Source organism: Kitasatospora griseola (genome assembly GCF_014648555.1).
Taxonomy (GTDB): Bacteria; Actinomycetota; Actinomycetes; order Streptomycetales; family Streptomycetaceae; genus Kitasatospora; species Kitasatospora griseola.
Genome location: NZ_BMRI01000029.1, coordinates 60,229 through 80,548, shown reverse-complemented (window position 1 = coordinate 80,548; position 20,320 = coordinate 60,229). Strand labels below are relative to the sequence as shown.

Annotated in this window: 21 protein-coding genes; 14 read left to right on the top strand and 7 right to left on the bottom strand. The window is 74.5% G+C overall.

The window, feature by feature from the left end:
• Positions 1–26 precede the first annotated feature (26 nt).
• Complete coding sequence (locus tag IEZ12_RS28155; protein WP_229848176.1) at positions 27–1,244, bottom strand: MFS transporter; 1,218 nt, start codon at positions 1,242–1,244, stop codon at positions 27–29.
• 56 nt (positions 1,245–1,300) lie between these two features.
• On the opposite strand from IEZ12_RS28155, the gene IEZ12_RS28150 reads away from it, so the two are divergent.
• Positions 1,301–2,509 (top strand): ROK family protein, encoded by a 1,209-nt coding sequence (locus IEZ12_RS28150; RefSeq protein ID WP_100589272.1) that lies wholly within the window; start codon positions 1,301–1,303, stop codon positions 2,507–2,509.
• Between the two features lie 120 nt (positions 2,510–2,629).
• Here the strand turns inward: IEZ12_RS28150 and IEZ12_RS28145 are convergent, their stop codons facing one another.
• Positions 2,630–3,358, bottom strand: a complete 729-nt coding sequence (locus tag IEZ12_RS28145; RefSeq protein ID WP_189275796.1) for a polyprenol monophosphomannose synthase — start codon at positions 3,356–3,358, stop codon at positions 2,630–2,632.
• A 121-nt stretch (positions 3,359–3,479) separates the two neighbouring features.
• Here IEZ12_RS28145 and IEZ12_RS28140 point away from each other — a divergent pair, with 121 nt between their 5' ends.
• The 7 genes from IEZ12_RS28140 to cds1 all read left to right on the top strand — a co-directional run bounded on the left by IEZ12_RS28140 (position 3,480) and on the right by cds1 (position 11,276).
• Entirely contained in the window at positions 3,480–4,346 is an 867-nt protein-coding gene (locus tag IEZ12_RS28140) for a PhzF family phenazine biosynthesis protein (RefSeq protein ID WP_189275794.1), read from the top strand.
• Between the two features lie 119 nt (positions 4,347–4,465).
• Positions 4,466–5,659: a sensor histidine kinase gene (locus IEZ12_RS28135; RefSeq protein WP_189275792.1), complete on the top strand. Its 1,194-nt coding sequence runs from the start codon at positions 4,466–4,468 to the stop codon at positions 5,657–5,659.
• A complete protein-coding gene (locus IEZ12_RS28130) occupies positions 5,656–6,318 on the top strand; it encodes a response regulator (RefSeq protein WP_043909044.1) in 663 nt (220 codons plus the stop codon). The genes IEZ12_RS28135 and IEZ12_RS28130 overlap by 4 nt, the downstream gene beginning before the upstream one ends.
• Before the next feature lie 128 nt (positions 6,319–6,446).
• On the top strand, positions 6,447–6,719 hold the full coding sequence (locus tag IEZ12_RS28125; RefSeq protein ID WP_189275790.1) for an SHOCT domain-containing protein: 273 nt from the start codon (positions 6,447–6,449) through the stop codon (positions 6,717–6,719).
• Entirely contained in the window at positions 6,716–7,465 is a 750-nt protein-coding gene (locus tag IEZ12_RS28120) for an ABC transporter ATP-binding protein (protein ID WP_189275788.1), read from the top strand. The genes IEZ12_RS28125 and IEZ12_RS28120 overlap by 4 nt, the downstream gene beginning before the upstream one ends.
• Complete coding sequence (locus IEZ12_RS28115; RefSeq protein ID WP_189275786.1) at positions 7,462–10,026, top strand: FtsX-like permease family protein; 2,565 nt, start codon at positions 7,462–7,464, stop codon at positions 10,024–10,026. Before IEZ12_RS28120 ends, IEZ12_RS28115 begins: the two co-directional genes overlap by 4 nt.
• Before the next feature lie 134 nt (positions 10,027–10,160).
• Positions 10,161–11,276, top strand: coding sequence for an L-cysteine desulfhydrase Cds1 (gene cds1 / locus IEZ12_RS28110; protein WP_189275785.1), 1,116 nt, complete (start codon positions 10,161–10,163; stop codon positions 11,274–11,276).
• Positions 11,277–11,285: 9 nt separating this feature from the next.
• Here cds1 and IEZ12_RS28105 read toward each other — a convergent pair whose 3' ends face one another.
• On the bottom strand, positions 11,286–11,711 hold the full coding sequence (locus tag IEZ12_RS28105) for a DUF4267 domain-containing protein (RefSeq protein ID WP_189275783.1): 426 nt from the start codon (positions 11,709–11,711) through the stop codon (positions 11,286–11,288).
• Between the two features lie 120 nt (positions 11,712–11,831).
• Between IEZ12_RS28105 and IEZ12_RS28100 the strand changes: the two genes are divergently transcribed.
• From IEZ12_RS28100 to IEZ12_RS28090, 3 genes are all read left to right on the top strand, one after another.
• Entirely contained in the window at positions 11,832–12,404 is a 573-nt protein-coding gene (locus IEZ12_RS28100; RefSeq protein WP_189275781.1) for a TetR/AcrR family transcriptional regulator, read from the top strand.
• A 95-nt stretch (positions 12,405–12,499) separates the two neighbouring features.
• Positions 12,500–12,850 carry a hypothetical protein gene (locus IEZ12_RS28095; protein ID WP_189275779.1) on the top strand — a complete coding sequence of 117 codons (351 nt, stop codon included), beginning with the start codon at positions 12,500–12,502 and terminating at the stop codon, positions 12,848–12,850.
• Positions 12,851–12,940: 90 nt separating this feature from the next.
• Positions 12,941–13,210 carry a hypothetical protein gene (locus IEZ12_RS28090; RefSeq protein ID WP_189275777.1) on the top strand — a complete coding sequence of 90 codons (270 nt, stop codon included), beginning with the start codon at positions 12,941–12,943 and terminating at the stop codon, positions 13,208–13,210.
• Between the two features lie 82 nt (positions 13,211–13,292).
• On the opposite strand, the gene IEZ12_RS28085 is transcribed toward IEZ12_RS28090, so the two are convergent.
• Both IEZ12_RS28085 and IEZ12_RS28080 read right to left on the bottom strand, forming a co-directional pair.
• The gene (locus IEZ12_RS28085; RefSeq protein ID WP_189275775.1) at positions 13,293–14,012 is read right to left on the bottom strand and encodes a hypothetical protein; all 720 of its coding nucleotides are present in this window, start codon (positions 14,010–14,012) and stop codon (positions 13,293–13,295) included.
• The gene (locus tag IEZ12_RS28080; RefSeq protein WP_189275773.1) at positions 13,996–14,934 is read right to left on the bottom strand and encodes a LysR family transcriptional regulator; all 939 of its coding nucleotides are present in this window, start codon (positions 14,932–14,934) and stop codon (positions 13,996–13,998) included. The genes IEZ12_RS28085 and IEZ12_RS28080 overlap by 17 nt, the downstream gene beginning before the upstream one ends.
• Positions 14,935–15,034: 100 nt before the next feature.
• Between IEZ12_RS28080 and IEZ12_RS28075 the strand changes: the two genes are divergently transcribed.
• From IEZ12_RS28075 to IEZ12_RS28065, 3 genes are read left to right on the top strand one after another with little or no spacing between them, the layout of a single operon-like run.
• Positions 15,035–15,754, top strand: coding sequence for an SDR family oxidoreductase (locus IEZ12_RS28075; RefSeq protein WP_189275772.1), 720 nt, complete (start codon positions 15,035–15,037; stop codon positions 15,752–15,754).
• Between the two features lie 50 nt (positions 15,755–15,804).
• On the top strand, positions 15,805–16,545 hold the full coding sequence (locus IEZ12_RS28070) for an SDR family NAD(P)-dependent oxidoreductase (RefSeq protein WP_189275771.1): 741 nt from the start codon (positions 15,805–15,807) through the stop codon (positions 16,543–16,545).
• A gap of 8 nt (positions 16,546–16,553) precedes the next feature.
• Positions 16,554–16,904, top strand: a complete 351-nt coding sequence (locus IEZ12_RS28065; protein ID WP_189275770.1) for a MerR family transcriptional regulator — start codon at positions 16,554–16,556, stop codon at positions 16,902–16,904.
• A 70-nt stretch (positions 16,905–16,974) separates the two neighbouring features.
• Here the strand turns inward: IEZ12_RS28065 and IEZ12_RS28060 are convergent, their stop codons facing one another.
• Both IEZ12_RS28060 and IEZ12_RS28055 read right to left on the bottom strand, forming a co-directional pair.
• Positions 16,975–19,386 carry a right-handed parallel beta-helix repeat-containing protein gene (locus tag IEZ12_RS28060; protein WP_189275769.1) on the bottom strand — a complete coding sequence of 804 codons (2,412 nt, stop codon included), beginning with the start codon at positions 19,384–19,386 and terminating at the stop codon, positions 16,975–16,977.
• Between the two features lie 131 nt (positions 19,387–19,517).
• Positions 19,518–20,320, bottom strand: an 803-nt coding sequence (locus IEZ12_RS28055) for an MOSC domain-containing protein (protein ID WP_229848174.1), incomplete at its 5' end; no start/stop codon positions are given.

Genomic DNA, 20,320 nt, shown 5'->3' with positions numbered 1-20,320 from the left:
CGGGCCGCCGTTCACCTGTGCGGGCGTCACGCCGCCCGGTGGCGGCGGACGGTGAGGGACAGCAGGCCCGCGAGGGCCGAGGTGGCGGCGACGGTGAGCAGCGCGGCGGGCAGGGAGAGCGCGTCGGCGAGGAAGCCGATGGCCGGCGGGCCGATCAGCATGCCCGCGTAGCCGAGGGTGGAGGCGGTGGCCACGCCCTGCGGGCCGGCCGCCGCGCCGGCCCGGGCGATGGCGAGCGGGAAGACGTTGGCCAGGCCGAGGCCGACCAGGACGAAGCCCGCGAGTGCGACGGCGACGGACGGGGCGAGGGCGGCGGCGGCCATGCCCGCGCAGGCGGCCAGGCCGCCGAACAGGACGACCCGGGTCTGGCCGAGGCGCTCGGAGAGCCAGGTGCCGGAGAGCCGGCCCGCCGTCATCGCGAACGCGAAGGCCGCGTAGCCCGCGGCGGCCATGGCGGTGCTCGCGTGGACGTCGTCGGTGAGGTGCAGGGTGGCCCAGTCGGCGAGCGCGCCCTCGCCGTACGCGGTGCACAGGGCGGTCAGGCCGAGCAGCACCACGAGCAGCCGGGTGTGCCGGGAGAGCCGCGAACCGGCGGGCTCCGCAGGGCTGTTGACGGGCCGCGGGCGGGCCGCGGGGGCGCGCAGCAGGGCGGTTCCGGCGGCGGCGGTGACGGCCAGTCCGAGGGCGGCGGCCGACGCCAGCGCCCAGGACGCGGAGAGCCGCCCGGCGAGCAGGCCGCCGACGGCCGCGCCGAGCAGGCCGCCGAGGCTGTAGCCCGCGTGGAAGCTGGGCATGACGGGCCGTCGGAGTTCGGCGACCAGGTCGACGGCGGCGCTGTTCATCGCCACGTTGGCCGCGCCGTAGCCGGCGCCGAACAGCAGCAGCACCGCGCCGAGGGCGAGCACCGAGTGGGTGTGCGCGGGCAGCGCGACGGCGAGCGAGAACACGCCGAGGGCGGCGACCGTGACGGGGCGGGAGCCGAAGCGCAGGCAGAGCCGGCCGACCAGCGCCATGGTGGCGACCGCGCCGGCCGAGATGCACAGCAGGGCCAGGCCCAGCGCGCTGTGCGAGGCCGCGACCTGCGCGCGGACGTCGGGGATGCGGACCACCCAGGCGGCGAACAGGAAGCCGTCGACGGCGAAGAAGGCGGTGAGGGCGAGGCGTGCCGCCGACCAGGAGGATCGTCGGCCGGACGGGGAGGTGGAGGACGAGGGGCGGGCTACTGTTTTGTTCATTAGCGGCACAAAGTCAGAATAGGGGTGTGCCGCACACACCTTCAAGCCCGAACCGGAGCCCAGCCGTGAGCACCCCGCGCCGCACCGCCCCCGACCGCGGCCGCACCCTGCTCGGACCGGCGCTGCGCCTGATCCACACCGGGCAGGCCCCGACCCGCTCCGCGCTCACCGGCGCCCTCGACGTCACCCGCGCCACCGCCGGCGCGGTCACCGGCGAACTGGAGGCGCTCGGCCTGATCAGCGTCGACTCCCGTCCGGCCGGCGGCGGCCGCGGCCGCCCCTCGCACCGCCTCGCGGTCGCCGACCCGGGCCCCGCCGTGCTCGCCGCCCAACTGCACGCCGACGGCGTCTCCGCCGCGCTGGCCGGCCTCGGCGGCCGGCTGCTGGAGACCGTCCACCTGCCGCTGCCCGCCGACACCGCGCCCGAGCGCCTGCTCGGCGCCGTCGCCGCGGCCGGCGCGGAGCTCGCCCGGGGCAGCCGCCGCCGGGTGCTCGGCTTCGCCCTCGCGCTGCCCAACCCCGTCACCGAGCCCGACGGCACCGCGCTCGCCGCGCTGCACTTCGACTGGCCGTCCGGCACCCCCGTCGCCGACCTGTTCGCCGCACAGGTGGCCGGCGCGGACCTCGGGCCGCGCGCCCGTACCGCGCTTCCGACCGCCGTCGCCAACGACGCCAACCTGGCCGCGCTCGCCGAGCACCGGCACGGCGCCGGCCGCGACGCCCGGCACCTGCTGCTGGTCACCTCCGGGCACCGCGGCGTCGGCGGCGCGCTGGTCGTCGACGGCCGCCTGCACACCGGCAGTTCGGGCCTCGCGCTGGAGGTCGGCCACCTCACCGTCGACCCGCTCGGCCGGCCCTGCCCGTGCGGCAACCGCGGTTGCCTGAACGCCGAGACCGACACCGACGCGCTGTTCGCCGCCGCGAAGCGCCGCCCCGACCCCGGCCGGCCGCTGCTGGCACAGGCCCGCGAACTGGCCCGCGACCCGGAGGCTGCCGACGCCGTCGAGCACGTGGTGGACCGCCTCGGCCTGGGCCTGGCCGGGCTGGTCAACATCCTCAACCCCGACCGGATCGTGCTCAGCGGCCTGCACCTGGACCTGCTGGCGGCCGCCCCCGACCGGCTGGCCGCCGTGGTCGCCGAACGCTGCCTGTGGGGCCGCAGCGGACGCGTCCCGATCGTCCCCGCGCAGGTCGCGCACGCCGGGCTGGTCGGGGCCGCCGAACTCGCCTGGGAGCCCTACCTGGACGACCCGCAGGCCGTGCTGGCCTCCTGAAACGGCCCCTGAAACGGCCCCTGAAACGGCGTCGGGAACGCCGGGGAACGGCGTCGGAGAACGCGAACGGCGCGGGTCGACGGACCGTCGACCCGCGCCGTTCGGCGCACTACTGGGGCGTCACTTGCCGAAGCGGAGCTTCCAGGGAGCGACAGCCGACTCCAGCTGCACGCCCAGGCTCATCTTCGACATGCCCTCGACCCGCTCCTCGAAGCGGATCGGCACCTCGGCGATGCGCATGCCGCGCTTGACCACGCGGTAGTTCATCTCCACCTGGAACGAGTAGCCGTTGGAGCGCACCGACTGCAGGTCGACCCGGCGCAGCGCCTGCGCCTCCCAGGCCTTGAAGCCCGCGGTGGCGTCCTTCACCTTCAGCCGCAGGATCGCGTTGACGTAGAAGTTCGCCCAGGCCGACAGCGCCTTGCGGTGCCACGGCCACTCCGACGCGGTCGAGCCGCCCGGCACGTAGCGCGAGCCCAGCACGACCGAGGCGTCGGTGGTGGTGAGCTTCTCCACCATGACGGGGATCGCGGTGTGCGGGTGCGACAGGTCGGCGTCCATCTGGATCACGATGTCGGCGCCGTTCTCCAGCGCCTGCGTCATGCCCGCGATGTAGGCCCGGCCCAGGCCGTCCTTGTCGGTGCGGTGCAGCACGGTGAGCGTGCCGCCCGACTCGGCGGCCAGCTTCTCCGCCACGTCGCCCGTGCCGTCGGGGGAGTTGTCGTCCACTACCAGCACGTGCAGGTTCGGCATGCCGAGCTCGCCCAACCGACCTACCAGGACCGGGAGGTTCTCCCGCTCGTTGTACGTCGGAACAACTACAACAACCTTCGGGTGGGCCTCAGCCATGTTTCTTCTGTCCTCGATACGGTTATGAGAGCCGGATGCGGCAGTCTAGCGTTGATCCCCGCACGTACGTTCCGGGGGTCCGCCCGGGGAATCGGCGCGACCGGCCGTCCGTTCCCCGGACATGACCGACAACACCCCGGCCGATTCCGTCGCGCCGCTGCAGTACGCCGCCTTCACCGCCGACCCCGCCGGCGGCAACCCGGCCGGCGTGGTGCTGGACGCCACCGCGCTCGACGACGCGCAGCAACTGGCCCTCGCCGCCCGGCTCGGCCACTCCGAGACGGCGTTCCTCACCCCCGTGCCCGACCAGCCGCGCACCCGCACCGTCCGCTACTTCAGCCCGCTGACGGAGGTGCCGTTCTGCGGGCACGCCACCATCGCCGCCGCCGTGGCGCTGGGCGAGCGGATCGGCCCCGGCGAGCTGCTGTTCGAGACCAAGGCGGGCCCGGTGCCGGTCGCGGTGGAGCGCACCCCGACCGGAGAGTTCACGGCGACGTTGACGAGTGTTCCGCCGAGCGTCGAGGACATCGACCCGGCGGACCTCGCGGAGGCGCTCGACGCACTCGGCTGGCAGGCCGCCGAACTGGACGCGAAGCTGCCGCCGATGATCGCGTACGCCGGCGCCCGGCACCTGGTGATCGGCGCCGCCACCAGGGCCCGGCTGGCCGACCTCGACTACGACTTCGACGCGCTCGCCGCCCTGATGCGCCGGCTGGACCTGGTGACCCTCCAACTGGTCTGGGAGCAGGACGCCACCACCTTCCACGTCCGCGACCCGTTCCCGGTCGGCGGCATCGTCGAGGACCCGGCCACCGGCGCGGCCGCCGCCGCGTTCGGCGCCTACCTGCGCCACCTGCGGCACCTGGACACCGCCCGGCTGACGCTGCACCAGGGCGAGGACCTCGGCCGGCCCGGCCTGCTGACCGTCGGCCTCACCGCCGGCGACACCCGGGTGCGGGTCACCGGCCGGGCGGTGCGGATCCCCTGACGGGCCGCGGGCGCGAACGCCTCGCCGGGCGCCGACCCCGTCGCGTACTGCGGCGGGAGTAGGCGGGTCTGCTCCGCGCGGCCGATGGTGCGGGCCCGGGGCGCGGCTAGCCTTCCGGTATGGGAGACGTGCGGCGGCCGTGGGTGCCCGTCTGGGTACGGGCCGGCAAGGCGGGGTGGCCGGTGGCGGCCGCCGTCGTGGCGACGGTGGTCCAGGTGGTCGGGACGAGTGTGGCCGCCCGGCACCAGAGCGAGCGGGTGCCGCTGGACGCCTGGGGGTACCTGCTGCTGGTGCTCGGCCCGGCGCTTCTGGTCCTGCGGGTGCGGTACCCGGCGTTCACCGTCTCCGCAGTGACGGCGGTGACGGCCGCCTACCTGTGGGCCGGGTACCCGTACGGGCCGGCGTTCGTGGCGCTGGTGGTGGCGTTCTTCTCGGCCGTGCAGCGCGGCCGCCGGCGGGCCGCGTGGATCGCCGCCGGCGGCTTCTACCTGCTGCACCTGCTGGTGAGCTACGCGGTGCCGGCGTCCTGGCTGCGGGCCCCGGGCCGGGAGGCGGTGGGCTGGCAGGAGCTGGGCGTCACCGCGTGGCTGCTGCTGATCTTCGTCGGCGCCGAGCTGGCCCGGTTCCGGCGCGAGCAGATCGCCGCCGTGCGGGCCGCCGAGGAGGAGGCCCGGGCGCGCCGCAGCGACGAGGAACGGCTGCGGATGGCACGGGAGTTGCACGACATCCTGGCGCACTCGATCTCGCTGATCCACCTGCAGGCGGGCGTCGCCCTGGAGCTGCTGGACGCCCGGCCCGAACAGGCCAGGGACGCGCTCGCCACCATCAAGGCGACCAGCAAGGAGGCGCTCGGCGAGGTCCGCCAGGTGCTCGGCACGCTGCGCACCCCCGGGGCCGCCGCGCCGCGCACCCCCGCCCCCGGCCTGGAGCGGCTCGACGAACTGGTCGCGCAGGCCGGCCACGCGGGCCTGGCCGTCACCGTCCGCACCGAGGGCCGGGCCGGGCCGCTCGGCGCGGGCCTCGGGCTGGCCGCGTTCCGGATCGTCCAGGAGGCGCTGACCAACGTGCTGCGGCACTCCACCGCCCGCACCGCCACCGTCGAACTCGGCTGGGAGCCGGACCGGTTGGAGCTGACCGTCACCGACCCCGGGCCGCCCGGCGGCGGGGACGCGGGCGGCAGCGGCACCGGGCTGATCGGCATGCGTGAGCGCGCCGCCGCGTTCGGCGGCACCGTGGACGCCGGCCCCGGCGGCGCGGGCGGCTGGCAGGTCCGGGCCCGGCTGCCGCTCGTCACGAAGGGAGCCGACGCATGATCAGGGTGCTGCTCGCCGACGACCAGCGGCTGGTGCGGGCCGGTTTCCGGGCCCTGCTGGACGCCCAGGCCGACCTGGAGGTGGTCGGCGAGGCCGACGACGGCGAGCAGGCCGTCGCCCGGGCCGCCGAACTGCGCCCCGACGTAGTGCTGATGGACATCCGGATGCCCCGCCTGGACGGCCTCGCCGCGACCCGCCGGATCTGCGCCGACCCCGCACTGGCGGACGTGCGGGTGGTCGTGCTGACCACCTTCGAACTCGACGAGTACGTCTTCGAGGCGCTGCGGGCCGGCGCCGCGGGCTTCCTGGTCAAGGACACCGAACCCGGCGACCTGCTGCGCGCCGTCCGGGTCGCCGCCGCCGGCGACGCCCTGCTCTCCCCGGGCGTCACCCGCCGCCTGATCGGCGAGTTCGCCGCCCGCTCCAAGGAGCCGTCCACCACCCGGCTGGACGTCCTCACCGAGCGCGAACGCGAAGTCCTCGCGCTGGTCGGCCTCGGCCTCACCAACGAGGACATCGCCCGCCGCCTGGTGGTCAGCCCGCTCACCGCGAAGACCCACGTCAGCCGCACCATGGTCAAACTCGGCGTCCGCGACCGCGCCCAACTCGTCGTCGCCGCCTACGAATCGGGCCTGGTCCGGCCCGGCTGGCTGGGGTAGTACGGCGGGAGTAGCGGGACAGCCGCCCGGTGGGGGACGCGGCGGGGGCGGGGCCGGCGGGACGGTGGAGGAGTGGGCGGGAGCGGGATCGGTCCGGCCCCCTTCGAATCCCGAGGAGATGAGTTCCGATGGTCGAACTGCTGGCCGATGGATACGGGCACTGGCCCGGGCCGTGGGTGCTGGTGTTCCCGTTCTTCTGGCTGCTGGTCGTGGTGCTGGTGGTGCTGGCGCTGCGCCGGGCGGTGTGGCGGCGCCGCGGCTGGTGCGGCGGCCACGCCGAGCACGCCCCGCTGGCGGTGCTCGGACGGCGCTACGCGCAGGGCGAGATCGACGCCGACGAGTACCGGGAGCGCCGCGCCGTCCTGACCGAGGCCCAGGACACGCCCGGGGTGAAGCGATGAGCGCCGCGGCCCGGGTCGAGAAGGCCGTGAAGGAGTACGGCGTGGGGGACACCCGGGTCCGGGCCCTGGACGAGGTGAGCGTCGAGTTCGCCGCCGCGCGGTTCACCGCCGTGATGGGGCCCTCCGGCTCCGGGAAATCCACCCTGATGCACTGCGCGGCCGGGCTCGACACCCTCAGCGACGGCCGGGCCTGGCTCGGCGACACCGAACTGTCCGCCCTCGGCGACCGGGAGCTGACGCTGCTGCGCCGGGAGCGGATCGGCTTCGTGTTCCAGGCGTTCAACCTGGTGCCGACCCTGACGGTGCGGGAGAACATCACCCTGCCGCTCGACCTCGGCGGCGCCGCCCCCGACCCCGCATGGCTGGACACCCTGATCGAGGTGGTCGGCCTCCGGGACCGCCTGCACCACCGCCCCAGCCAGCTCTCCGGCGGCCAGCAGCAGCGCGTCGCCGTCGCCCGGGCCCTCGCCGGACGCCCCCAGGTGGTGTTCGCCGACGAGCCCACCGGCAACCTGGACTCCCGCAGCGGCGGCGAGGTCCTCGGCCTGCTGCGCTCCGCCGTCGACACCATGCACCAGTCGGTGGTGATGGTCACCCACGACCCGGCCGCCGCCGCGTACGCCGACACCGTGCTGTTCCTCGCCGACGGCCGCCTCGTCGACACCATGCGGGAACCCACCGCCGAACGCGTGCTGGACCGGATGAAGGCCTTCGACGGCCGCCGCACCCGGGCGGGCGCCCGGTGAACGCGAGCGTGCGGATCGGGGCGCGCTCCCTGCTCGCCCACCGCCGCCGACTGGTCGGCACCGTGCTGTCGATCGTCCTCGGCGTCGCCTTCCTGACCGGCACCATGGTGCTCGGCGACACCCTGCGCGCCAACTTCGACACCTTGTTCGCCGACGCCAACGCCGGCACCGACGCCGTGGTCCGCAGCGCCGACGCGATCGCCGACCCGGGCGTCCCCGGCGGCGTCCGCGCCCCGCTCGACGACGCGCTGACCGCGAAGCTGCGCGCCGTGCCCGGCGTCGGCGCAGCCGAAGGCTCCGTCCAGGGCGCCGGCCAGCTCATCGGCGCCGACGGCCGACCGATCGGCGGCCAGGGCCCGCCCACCTGGGCCGGCAACTGGATCACGGACCCGAAGCTCAACCCGTACCGGCTCGCCGAAGGCCGCGCCCCCGCCGCCCCCGGCGAAGCCGTGATCAACCGCGGCGCCGCCAGGACCGGCAAGCTGCACGTCGGCGACACCACCGTGCTGCGCACCCCCGACCCGGTGCGGATCACCGTCGTCGGCATCGCCACCTTCGGCGCCGACGCCGACGGCATGGGCCCCAGCACCTTCACCGCGCTCACCCTCGCCGACGCCCAGGCCCACCTGACACCCCGCGGCAGCGGCCAGGTCTCCACCGTCCGGCTGCGCTCCGACAGCCTCAGCCAGCGTCAACTGGTGGAACGTGTACGACCGTTGCTGCCCAGCGGCGTCGAGGCACTGACCGGCGCGGACGCCACCGCGCAGTCCACCGCCGACGTCTCCGGGCGCTTCCTCGGACTGTTCACCACCCTGCTGCTGGTGTTCGCCGGCATCGCGCTGCTGGTCGCCACCTTCACCATCCACAACACCTTCGCCATCGTCACCGCCCAGCGCACCCGCGAGAACGCCCTGCTGCGCGCCCTCGGCGCGAGCCGCCGCCAGGTGCTCGGCACCACCCTCGGCGAAGCCCTCGCCATCGGGCTGCTGGCCTCCGCGCTCGGCCTGCTCGGCGGCTTCGGCGTCGCCGCCGGCCTCAAGGCGCTGTTCGCGGCGATCGGCTTCACCCTGCCCACCGGCGGCACCGTGATCAAGGCCGCCACCGTCGTCCTGCCGCTGCTGGTCGGCACCCTGGTCGCGGCCGGCTCCGCACTCGCCCCCGCGCTGCGCGCCGCCCGCACCGCCCCGCTCGCCGCGCTGCGCGACGCCGCCGTGGACGAGGCGGCCAGTGGCCGAAGCGCCCTGCTGCGCGGCGCGCTCGGCGCGCTGCTGGTGGCCGGCGGACTGCCCGCCGTGATCGTCGGCGCGACCCGCGGGCCGTCGCTGGTGCTGACCGTCGGCGGCGCGCTCGCCCTGCTGCTGGGCACTGTGGTGCTCGGGCCGGTCGCCGCCGCCACCGCCGTCCGGGTGCTCGGCGCGCCGCTGGCGCGGCTGCGCGGCGTCACCGGTGCGCTGGCCCGCCGCAACGCCGCCCGCAACCCCGGGCGGACCGCCGCCACCGCCAGTGCGCTGATGGTCGGCGTCGCCGTGGTCACCCTGTTCACCGTGTTCGGCGCGTCCGTGCAGGCCACCCTGGACGACACCGTCTCCCGGTCCTTCGCCGGCGACCTCGCCGTCACCGCCCCCGCCGCCGGGGCCGGCGGCAGCGGCGTCTCCCCGAAGCTCGCGCCGGCGCTGGCGGCGCTGCCGGAGGTCCGCGCCGCCGCCGGGCTCGGCCGGGGCGTGGCCCAAGTGGACGGCCACGGCAAGCAGTTGGACGTCGCCAACCCCGGGCAGCTGGCGCAGGTCACCGACCTCGGGCGGGTCGACGGCTCGCTGGCCGACCTCGGCGCCGACGGCCTGGCCGTCTCCCGCACCGAGGCCGCCGCCCGCGGCTGGCAGCTGGGCACCGTCGTCCCGATGCGGTTCGCCGACGGCCCCGCCGCCTTCACCGTCCGCGCCCTGTACCGCGGCGGCGGCGTCACCGGCGACTACCTGATCAGCCGCCAGGCCTGGCAGCCGCACCGCGTCCAGGACTCCGACGGCCTGGTCGCCGTCGCCCTGAGGCCGGGCGTGAGCCTGGCCGCCGGCAAGGCCGCGATCGCCCGGGTGGCCGACGCCTACGGCAACCCGCAGGTGCAGACCCGCGCCGAGTACGCCGAGAGCTCCGCCTCCGGCGTCGACATGATGCTCTCCGTGGTCTACGCGCTGCTCGCGCTCGCCGTGCTGATCGCCCTGCTCGGCATCGCCAACACGCTCACCCTGGCCGTCCACGAACGCATCCGCGAACTCGGCCTGCTGCGCGCCGTCGGCCAGACCCGGGCGCAGCTGCGGGCCATGGTGCGCTGGGAGTCGGTGCTGGTCGCCGCGTTCGGCACGGCCGGCGGGCTGGCGCTCGGCGCGCTGCTCGGCTGGGCGCTGACCCGGGCCGCGGACAGCGCCGGCACCGGCTCGTTCGCGCTGCCCGCCGGGCGGCTGGCGATCGTCGCGCTGGTCGGCCTGGCGGCCGGGGCGCTGGCCGGGCTGCGACCGGCCGCCCGGGCGGCCCGGCTGGACATCCTGCGCGCGGTGGCCGCCGCCTGACGATGGGTCGGATCGCGCTCCGGGACCGGGGCCCCGGCTTCCCATAAGCGGAAGCTGGGGCCTTGGTAACCGTCACTTATCGTAGTCGCCTGTTACAGTGGGTGGGGATTCGGCGGATGCGAGGAGAGTGCGCGATGACCGTTGCGAGTGTGCCGACTCTGGACGTGGACCGTTCCGACCCCGAGTACCGGGCCTGGCTGAAGGAGGCCGTGCGGCGCGTCCAGGCGGACGCCAACCGCTCCGCCGACACCCACCTGCTGCGCTTCCCGCTGCCCGCCGAGTGGGGCATCGACCTGTACCTGAAGGACGAGTCCACCCACCCCACCGGCAGCCTCAAGCACCGGCTGGCCCGCTCGCTGTTCCTGTACGGCCTGTGCAACGGCTGGATCCGCCCCGGCAAGCCCGTCATCGAGGCGTCCAGCGGCTCCACCGCCGTCTCCGAGGCGTACTTCGCGCAGCTGATCGGCGTCCCGTTCATCGCCGTGATGGCCCGCTCCACCAGCCAGGCCAAGATCGAACTGATCGAGTTCCACGGTGGCCGATGTCACCTGGTCGACAATGCCTGCGAGGTGTACGAGGCCGCGACCCGGCTGGCCGCCGAGACCGGCGGGCACTACATGGACCAGTTCACCTACGCCGAGCGGGCCACCGACTGGCGCGGCAACAACAACATCGCCGAGTCGGTCTTCGCGCAGCTCCGGCTGGAGCCCCACCCCGAGCCCGCCTGGATCGTCGCCACCGCCGGCACCGGCGGCACCTCCGCGACCATCGCCCGGTACGTCCACTACATGCAGCACGACACCCGGATCTGCGTCGCCGACCCGGAGAACTCCTGCTTCTTCGACGGCTGGGTGCACCGCGACGCCGACGCCACCTGCCCCACCTCCTCCCGGATCGAGGGCATCGGCCGCCCCCGGATGGAGCCGTCCTTCGTCCCCGGGGCGATCGACCGGATGATGCGCGTCCCCGACGCCGCGTCCATCGCCGCCGTCCGCCTGCTGGAGACCGTCCTCGGCAAGAAGGCTGGCGCCTCCACCGGCACCGGCCTGTACAGCGCGCTCAAGCTGGTCGCCGAGATGCGCGCCGCCGGCCGCACCGGCAGCGTCGTCACGCTGATCTGCGACCCCGGCGACCGCTACCTCGACAAGTACTACTCCGACGAGTGGCTCGCCGAGGAGCGCATCGACCCGCGACCGCACCGCGCCGCCCTGGAGGCGTTCCTCGCGGGCGGCGACTGGGCGGACGGCTGAGCGGCTCCGTCAGTTCTTCGCCTCCCGGCGCTCGGTGAGCACCAGGGCGGCGACGGCGATCATGACGGCGGCCGTCGCGAAGTGGACCGTGAACGCCGTCAGGGCGCTGCCGTGGTGGGTCAGGATGGTGGTCGCGTCGCCGATCGGGACGAGCGCCGTGACCAGCATCGCCCAGCCCGAGGCCCGGCGGTGCCCGAGCAGCAGCAGCGCCAGCGGGACGAGGCCGGAGACCACGTCGCGGATGCCCTTGGTGATCAGGAACATCGCCGCGTCGCCGTGCGGCCACGCCGGGAGGCCGAAGCTCGGGGCGGTGGACTCCGGGGCGAGGATGTAACTGAGGCCGAACCAGAGCGGGAACAGGCCGAGCAGCACCGTGCCGACGGTGGCGAGACGGACCCTTGCGCTGCTGGTGGTCGCCGGTGCGGTGACGGACATGGTGGTTCCCCCTGGCGTGTGTGAAGTGGGCTGCGCCGCCTGTTGGTTAGCGGCGCTAGCGACGTGAACAACGCTAGACCGACGGCCCGTCAGTTGTCTAGCGCTGCTAGGATTTCGGGCATGGCCATCAAGGAACGCCGGGCGCGCGAACGCGCCGAACGGGAACAACTGATCGTCCGGGCCGCCCGCGAACTCGCCGAGACCGAGGGCTGGGACGCCGTCACCACCCGCCGACTCGCCGAACGCATCGAGTACAGCCAGCCCGTCCTGTACAGCCACTTCGCCGGCAAGGACGCGATCGTCGCCGCCGTCGCCGTCGAGGGCTGCGCCGAACTCGCCGTCCGACTCCGCGCCGCAGCCACTGACTTGGACGACCCGCGGGCCGCGTTCGCCGCCGTCGCCCGCGCGTACCTGGCGTTCGCCGCCGCGAACCCCGCGCTCTACGACGCCATCTTCACCATGGCCAACCCGCTGCCCTTCGGCACCCCCGACGCCCCCGCCGCCCTGCACGAGGCCTTCGCCGCCATCGCCGACCCCGCCACCGCGAGCGCCACCGCCGCCGGCCTCGACCCCGCCGGCTACACCGAACTCGCCTGGTCCGCCCTGCACGGCATGGCCACCCTCGCCCGCGGCGGCCGACTCCGCCCCGAACTCGACGCCAGCCGCATGGCGGCCTTCACCGCCGTCTTCTGACACCCCGTCCGGTGGTGCAACCGGCCCGCCGCTCCGCCCGTCCGAGAGGGGGACGGGCGGGCGCGACGGGCGCGGCCCCGAGGAGGAGAGCCACCGTGAACCTGTTGGGACGTCCCGCCACCGCGACCTTCGGCGCAGTCCTCGCCGCCGCGGCCACCCTGGCCAGCACCAAGATCGTCGCCAACAACTGGATGGGCTGCGACACCCACCTCGAACCCGGCAGCCTCTTCGCCCTCAACGCCCTCCTCCCCATCTCCTTCGTCCTCGTCGCCCTCGGCGGCGCCTTCACCGGAAGCCTCACCCGCTGGACCGGCCTGCGCACCCGCCTCGCCGAGGACCCCGAATTCATCCGCCTCCTCGCCGTCGTCGCCGGCATCGTCCTCACCGCCTTCACCCTCACCCTCCTCCTCACCGGCCCGACCCCGACCTGCCCGCCGGCGCCGTAGGCGAGACGAACGGGCGCGCACGACAGGTTCGATGACGGCTCGTCAGGGCTAGGCTTGCCGGTCACTGCTGCATCGACGGACGAGGCACACATGGGCCGCACCTGGAACATCGACCTGTCCGCACCGTTCGCCGAGCGCCTGGGGAAGTCGGCCGCCGAGCTGGGCCTCTCCGACGGCCGCGACGAATGCCCGGACATCTGGCGACTCGCCAACGGCGACATCGCCGTCATCGGAACGGACGCGACCGAGGCCTACCGCGACCGCCTCCCCGAAGGCGTCCGGATCGGCGAGGGCGAACGCCTGGTCGTCATCCCCGGCGCGATGCTCGCGGCGGCGAAACCGGACATCCCGGACGCCTGAGCGTCGTACGTCGGCGCTGAAACCCGACGGCAGGTGTCGAATCCCCGGATCTCGAGTGAAGTACTCGCGACCCGGGATTTCGTCAACTGTTCGGGGTGCGCTTGCTGATGCCCAGATCGGCGCGCACCTGCGGCGGCAGTTCTTCCGGGCGGAATCTCATCCAGCCGTCGATCGCGGGAATGTCGGCAGTGAAGTCCAGAATGCCCCGATCCTTGGCGGCGAACTGGACGCGCTTCGCCCCTTCGATGTGCGAACTGGGCCACCTGCCGCTGTGGGCGGGTGAAATGATGCCGATCACGTGCTCTCCGAGGAAGATTCGTTCCCCCGGATACGACTTCCATGGGGTGAACGCGATCTCGATCATTGAGGACAGTGCGCCGTGGGCGAGATCGTCTTCGATGACAGCATGAGCCGAGTAGAACCTCGGGTCGTCCGCAATGGTCTTGACGAAGTGGTGCTTCAGGGCCGTTGGCAGGTCTTCCGGCAAGGCAGACCAATCCGGGCTGTCCCAACTCGCCTCGTGGACGGTGTCGGGCCGACTGCCCCTGAGGGCCAGCGCCATGTCGAAGTCCGGGTCGGACAGGAAGATCTTCATGCGTGGGTCTTCCCGGTCGGGTCGGAGGTTTCGGAATGCCCGTGGCGCGTCGTAGCGCCACATTGTTCGTGACGCCGCCGCAAATGCTCGTTTCGCATCGTCCGGAAGCCAGGCGATTTCGGCGGGAAGCGGGGAACTCGGCTCGGATTCCCTGCCGTACCAGTCGATCAGGAGCTGTTGCAGATCGATTTCAGTCGGCGCAATCAATGTGAGCCGTCCTTCCTGCGGAGCTTTGCGGATTGCCGGCGGTGAGGCGGGTGTGGGTGGCGAGGATTTCGGTGAAGGTGGTGGTGAGGTGGTCGGGGCGGGTGCGGGTGTAGGCGGCTAGGGGGCGGTGGATCGGGGGGTGGGGGTGGAGGACGGCGGCGTCGAGGGTGGGGGGGAGGATGGTGGCGGGGACGAGGGCGGGGCCGAGGCCGGCGGCGGCGAGCATGGGGGCGGCGGCGGTCTGTTCGGTGCGGACGGCGGGGCGAGGGAGGAAGCCGGCGCGGGCGCAGGACTGGTCGAGGAGTTCGGCGAGGCCGTGGCCGGGGGCGTAGTGGACCCAGTCGCGGTCGGCGAGGGCGGACAGGGGGAGGGCGCCGTCCGGGGGGTTGGCGAGGGGGTCGTCGGAGGGGAGGACGAGGGCGAACTCCTCGACGCCCAACTCCCGTACGGGGCCGTCCCAGTCGGTGGGGACCGGGCCGACGGCGAGGTCCGCGCCGCCGGCGGCCATCGCGGCGCGCAGCAGGTCCGCGTGCGGGTACTCGCGCAGGCGGATGCGGACGGCGGGGTACCGGCGGCGCCAGGCGCGCAGGACCGGCGGGAGGATGCCGAGGGCGATGGAGTGGACGGTGGCGACCTCGAGTTCGCCGTCCTCCAGGCCGGCGGTGCGGCGGGCCGCGGCGTGCAGGCGCTGGGCGTCGGCGAGGACGGCGCGGGCGTGCGGGAGGACGGCCCGGCCGAGCGGGGTGGGGCGGACGGCGCGCGGGAGGCGTTCGAGGAGGGGGCCGCCGAGGGCGGACTCCAGGGCCCGGACCTGGTGGGAGAGGGCGGGCTGGGTGACGTGCAACTGTTCGGCGGCCCGGGTGAAGGAGCCGGTGTCGACGACGGTGACCAGGTATTCGAGCTGCCGGAGCGTTGCTGCCATGCACACAGTTTATGGCTGGGGTGAAGAACAAGCCTTGGACCTATCGCCGCAGGTCGAGCAGGGTGGAGGGAGTACCGCTCGAACCGACAGGAGCTCCAGAATGTCCGAATCTCTCGCAGGCCGCCGCGTCGTCGTGGTCGGCGCCGGATCGCGCACCGGCCGACTGCTCGCGCACGCCGCCTCCGCCGCCGGGGCCGAGCTGGTGCTCGCCGGGCCCGATCCGCGGAAGCTGGAGTGGACGGCGGGCGAGCTGACCGGCCCGTCCACCGTGGTGCCCGTCGATCTGACCGAGGAGGCGTCGATCGAGGCGCTGGCGGCCCGGGCCGGGCGGGTCGACCACCTGGTGTCGACGGCCGGGATGCCCGCCAACGGACCGCTGAAGGACCTGCAACTCGCCGACATCCGGCGGGCGTTCGACGCGAAGGTGATCGGTCCGCTGCTGCTCGCCAAGCACCTCGCGGGGCAGTTCGCCGACGGCGGCTCGATGACCTTCTTCTCCGGCGTCGCCGCCTGGCGCCCCGCGCCCGCCCGCACCGTGATGGCCACCACCAACGGGGCGCTGGCGTTCCTGGTGCAGGCCCTCGCCGTGGAACTCGCCCCGCTGCGGGTCAACGCCGTCTCCCCGGGCATCGTCGACACCGGCTCCTGGGACGGCCTCGGCGCGGGCAAGGAGGAGTTCCTGCGGCAGGTCGCCGTTCGAAACCCCGCCCGCCGGGTCGGCAGCCCCGAGGACCTGGTCAAGGCCGTCCTGTACGCGATCGACAACCCGTACGTCACCGGTACCGTCCTGCACGTCGACGGCGGCGGCCGACTCGCCTGAACGCCCGCGCTTGACCCTGCCGTTGGCGGCAGGGTCGGACGATCTGCGGCATGACACCTGAGGAGCGGATCGTCCTGGTCACCGGGGCGGGCAGCGGTATCGGACGGGCGACGGCGCAGGCCTTCGCGGGGCAAGGGGCGCGGGTGGTCGCGGTCGGGCGGGGAAGGGCGGCGCTGGAGGCAACGGCCGCAGGGCACAAGGCAATCGACGTGCTGGTCGGGGACGTCGCCGCGCCCGGCGGGCCGGAGCGGATCGCCGCGGCGGTGGGTGAGCGGTACGGCCGGCTGGACGTGCTGGTCAACAACGCGGGGGTGGTGCGCAGCGCGCCGCTCGGGGAGTTGCGGCGGGACGCGGTCGAGGAGCAGCTGGCGACCAATCTGGTCGGGCCCGCGCTGCTCACCGGAAGCGCCCTGCCGTTGCTGGTCGCCGCGCGGGGCGTGGTGGTGAACGTCAGCACGGCGATCGGGCAGCGCGGCTGGCCGGGCAGTTCGGTGTACGCGGCGACGAAGGCCGGGCTGGAGTCGCTCACCCGCAGTTGGGCGGTCGAACTCGCGCCGCAGGGCGTGCGGGTGGTGGCCGTCGCGCCGGGGGCGGTCGAGACGCCGATCGTGCGCGGGCTGACGCCGGATCGGTTGGCCGCGCTGCGGGCCTGGCAGGTGGCGCACACCCCGGCGGGGCGGCTCGGACGGCCGGCGGAGGTGGCCTGGGCGATCACCCGACTCGCCGAGCCGGGGGCGTCGTTCGTCACCGGGGTGGTGCTGCCGGTGGACGGCGGGGCCGTGGTGGCATGATCGGGCGGGTGCGGATCGGTGAACTGGCCGCCGCGACCGGCGCCACGGCCCGGGCGCTGCGGCACTACGAGCAGGCGGGGCTGATCAGTTCGGGGCGCGCCGCCAACGGCTACCGGGTGTACGCCGCGGGCGCGGCCGTCCGGGTCCGCAACATCCGCGCCCTGCTGGCCGCCGGACTCACCCTCGACGACGTGCAGGTGTTCCTGCCGTGCCTGGACGGCGACCTGACCAGCGGCCCGCCGTCCGGGCAGGCACTGGCCGTCGCCCGGGAACGCCTCGCCGTGCTGGACCGCCGGATCGCCGCCCAGACCGCGCTGCGCGACCGCCTGGCCGCCACACTCGCGCCGTACCGCAGCTGACGCGCCGTCAGCGCAGCCACCGGCCCCACCAGGTCGGCGGGGCCGGAGGTCGGCCGGTCGGGAAGAGGGCTCAGGCCGGCAGGTCGGCGGGGACCAGGAGTTGCAGGTCCTCGGTGGTCGGGTCGGCGAGCTGGGCGACCCGGGAGGCGTGGCGTTCGATCATGCTCTCGAAGACCTGGCGGGCGGTGCGCCCGTTGCCGAAGCCCACGCCCCGGTCGAGGGTGGTGAAGTGGGCGTGCAGGGCGGTCTCGGTGGCCGGGTCGAGGTGGTACTCGTGCTCGGTGGCCTGCGAGCGGGCGATGTCGAGCAGCTCGTCGGCGGTGTAGTCGGGGAAGGTGACGGTCCGGGAGAACCGGGAGGACAGGCCGGGGTTGGCGGCGAGGAAGCGCTCCATCTCCGCGGTGTAGCCCGCCACGATGATCACCACCTCGTCGCGGTGGTCCTCCATCAGCTTCACCAGCGTGTCGATCGCCTCCCGGCCGAAGTCCCGCCCGCCGTCCTCCGGGGCCAGCGCGTACGCCTCGTCGATGAACAGCACTCCGCCGCGCGCCTTGTCGAACGCCGCGGCGGTACGGATCGCGGTGGAGCCGATGTGCTCGCCGACCAGGTCCAGCCGGGCGACCTCCACCAGGTGGCCGCGCTGCAGGACGCCCAGCGAGGCCAGGATCTCGCCGTACAGGCGGGCCACGGTGGTCTTGCCGGTGCCGGGGGAGCCCGTGAAGACCAGGTGCCGACGCGGCGACGGCGCCTTCAGACCGGCCCGCTGGCGGGCCCGGCCGACCGAGATCAGGTCGATCAGCGTCCGCACCTCCTGCTTGACCGTCGCCAGGCCCACCAGGGAGTCCAGCTCGGCCAGCGCCACCTCCGGCGGGCGGCAGTCCGGGATGGGGGCGATCACCGCCGGTGCCGGAAGAGCAGCGGAGGCGGAGGTCAGGACAGCGGGAGCGAGGGAGGCCAACGGGGGAGCGGCCGGTTCGGCCGGACGCGGGGCGGGCAGCGGCGCGGCGTCGTCCGAGGTGCAGCCCTCGGCGACCGGGCCCGGCTCGGAGAACTCGAACCCGGCCCGGGCGTTGCGCTCCGCCCGGCAGCGCACCAGCTTCGTCCGGCAGCCGTCGATCACGTGGAAGCCGAACCCGCCGCCCTGCGACACCCGCACCGTGTCGAACTCGCCGCGGCCCTGCGCCGACACGTACACCCCGGCCTCGCTCGCACCGCGCACCGTGCACTCGCGCAGCACCGGGTCCGCGCCCTTGGTGACGATCACACCGGTGGCGACGTCCGCGATCTCGCAGTTCGTCAACAGGCCGCCCGAGCCGTGGTCGCGGAACCACAGGCCGGTGCCCGCACCCTGGATCCGGCAGCCCGACAGGTCCGCGCCGGCCCCGCCCGAGACCGAGACCGCGGAGGAGCGGATCGCGGTGAACGAGCAGTCGCGGGCCGCGACCGACGAACCCTGGTCGAGGACGAACAGCGCGTCGGGCAGGTCGTCGAGCGAGCAGTCGGCGAGCTCCAGGGCCGCGCCGTCGCTCACCCACAGCGCCGGGTAGTCGCCCTGCGCGGAGTGGAACCGGCAGCTCTCCGCCAGCACCTTCGTCCCGCCGTCCCACACCGACAGCGCGCCCCGGCCGAAGCCGTGCATCGTCACCTGCCGCAACGTCAGCTTCGCGCCGCCGCGCAGATCGGCCGCGTTCTCCGGCACCTCGTGCACCCGGCAGGAGGACAGCTCCAGCTCCGCCCCGGTGTCCAGGCTCAGCCCGTTGCCGGACACCCGGTGCACCGTGCAGTCCGTCAACCGGCCCACCGCCTGCGCCTCGGCCTGCACGCCCGAGCCGCGCACCTCGTACAGCTCGCAGCCCGTCAGCTCCGCCAGCGACCCGGGATCGGCCAGCAGCAGACCCGCGCCGCCCGCGTGGTGCACCTTCAGCCGCTCCGCGCGCAGCCGCGAACCCGACAGCACCGCCACGCCGCTCTGCCCCGCCGCCGAGACCTCGCAGTCCGCCAACTCGGCCTGCGCCTGCGCCCGCAGACGGATGCCCAGACCGGACGGGTTCTCCACCGTGCAGTTGACCAGCTGCGCCCGGGTGCCGTCCGCGAGCTCCACCCCCACCGCGGAGGACGTCTCGATCCGGCAGTCCACCAGCGCCGCGCCGTCCGCGCCCGCCAGCAGCACCGCCGGGGCGGAGCGGTCGGAGCCCGCGACCGTCAGGCCGCGGATCGTCGCGCCCGCCGTCACCGTCAGCGCCGTGCCCCCGCGCACCGCGCTCTCCGGCGGCGAGATCCGCACACTGCCCGGACCCTTCTCCGCGACCAGCGTCACCGGCTTGTCGACCAGCACCGCCTCGTGGAACGTCCCCGCCCGGACCGTCAGGGTGTCACCCGGTTCGGCCACCTCCAGGGCCTCGCGGAGCGTCGCGTACTCCCCGCTGCGCCGCCGCCACCGGGAGGCGCTGTCCTGCGTGACCCGGACCCTGAGCTCACCCATGACGATCTGTCATCCCCGCCTTCGTCGAGTGCGTGCGAGACGCTGCGCGATGACCCCCACCGTAGCGCGAGAGGCCGACCGGACCGTCGCCCGGTTCAACGAACGAGCCGGGGGGTGGTTCCGGGTGCTCGTCAGCGGCGGTCCGGCTGCGGGGCCTCCACCGCCTCCAGGACCTCCACCTCGTCGCCGACCGTCAGCGTTCCCAGCACCTCGGCGGCGGAAGCGGGGCGGACCGGGACCAGGTTCTGGCCGAACACCAGCTTCTGGCCGAACCGGTGATGCCGGCCCAGCGCGCGCAGCGGCTCCGGGCCGCGGCGCTCGCCGGTCTCCTGGTCGGTGGTGGTCACCACGCAGCGGGCGCACGGCTTCGCCACCCGGAACTCCAGCCCGCCGACCCGGACCCGCCGCCAGCCGTCCTCCGCCCACGGCTCGGTGCCGGCCACCACCAGGTTCGGACGGAACCGCTCCATCGGCAGCGCCGCGCCCTTCCGCTCGTCGCCCGGGTGGTCCTCGGCGATCCGGGCGTTCAGCTCGACCAGCGAGGCGGTGGTGGTGAGCAGCAGCGGGTAGCCGTCCGCCATCGACACCGTCTCGTCCGGGCCCGCGTACTTCGGATTGATCGGCCGGCTGACCTCCGGGCGGTCCAGGTGCACCAGCCGCACCTCGCCGAGCTTCGCGGGCAGGTGCTCGGCCAGCCACCCGGAGGTGTCCTTCGGGGCGGTGGCGGCGGAGAAGTGCGTGCCGAAGACCGAGACCGTCGCCTCGGGCGCGCCGCCGGCGAGCGTCGGCACGGCGAGCGTGTGGGTGGAGCCGTCCGGGGCGGTCAGCGAGAGTGACGTGCCGTCAGCGGACGGGACGGGGCGGAACCGGCCGATCGAGGGCTCGTCCCGCTGAGTGACGGCGACGCCCTCCGCGTCCACCAGCATCCAACGAC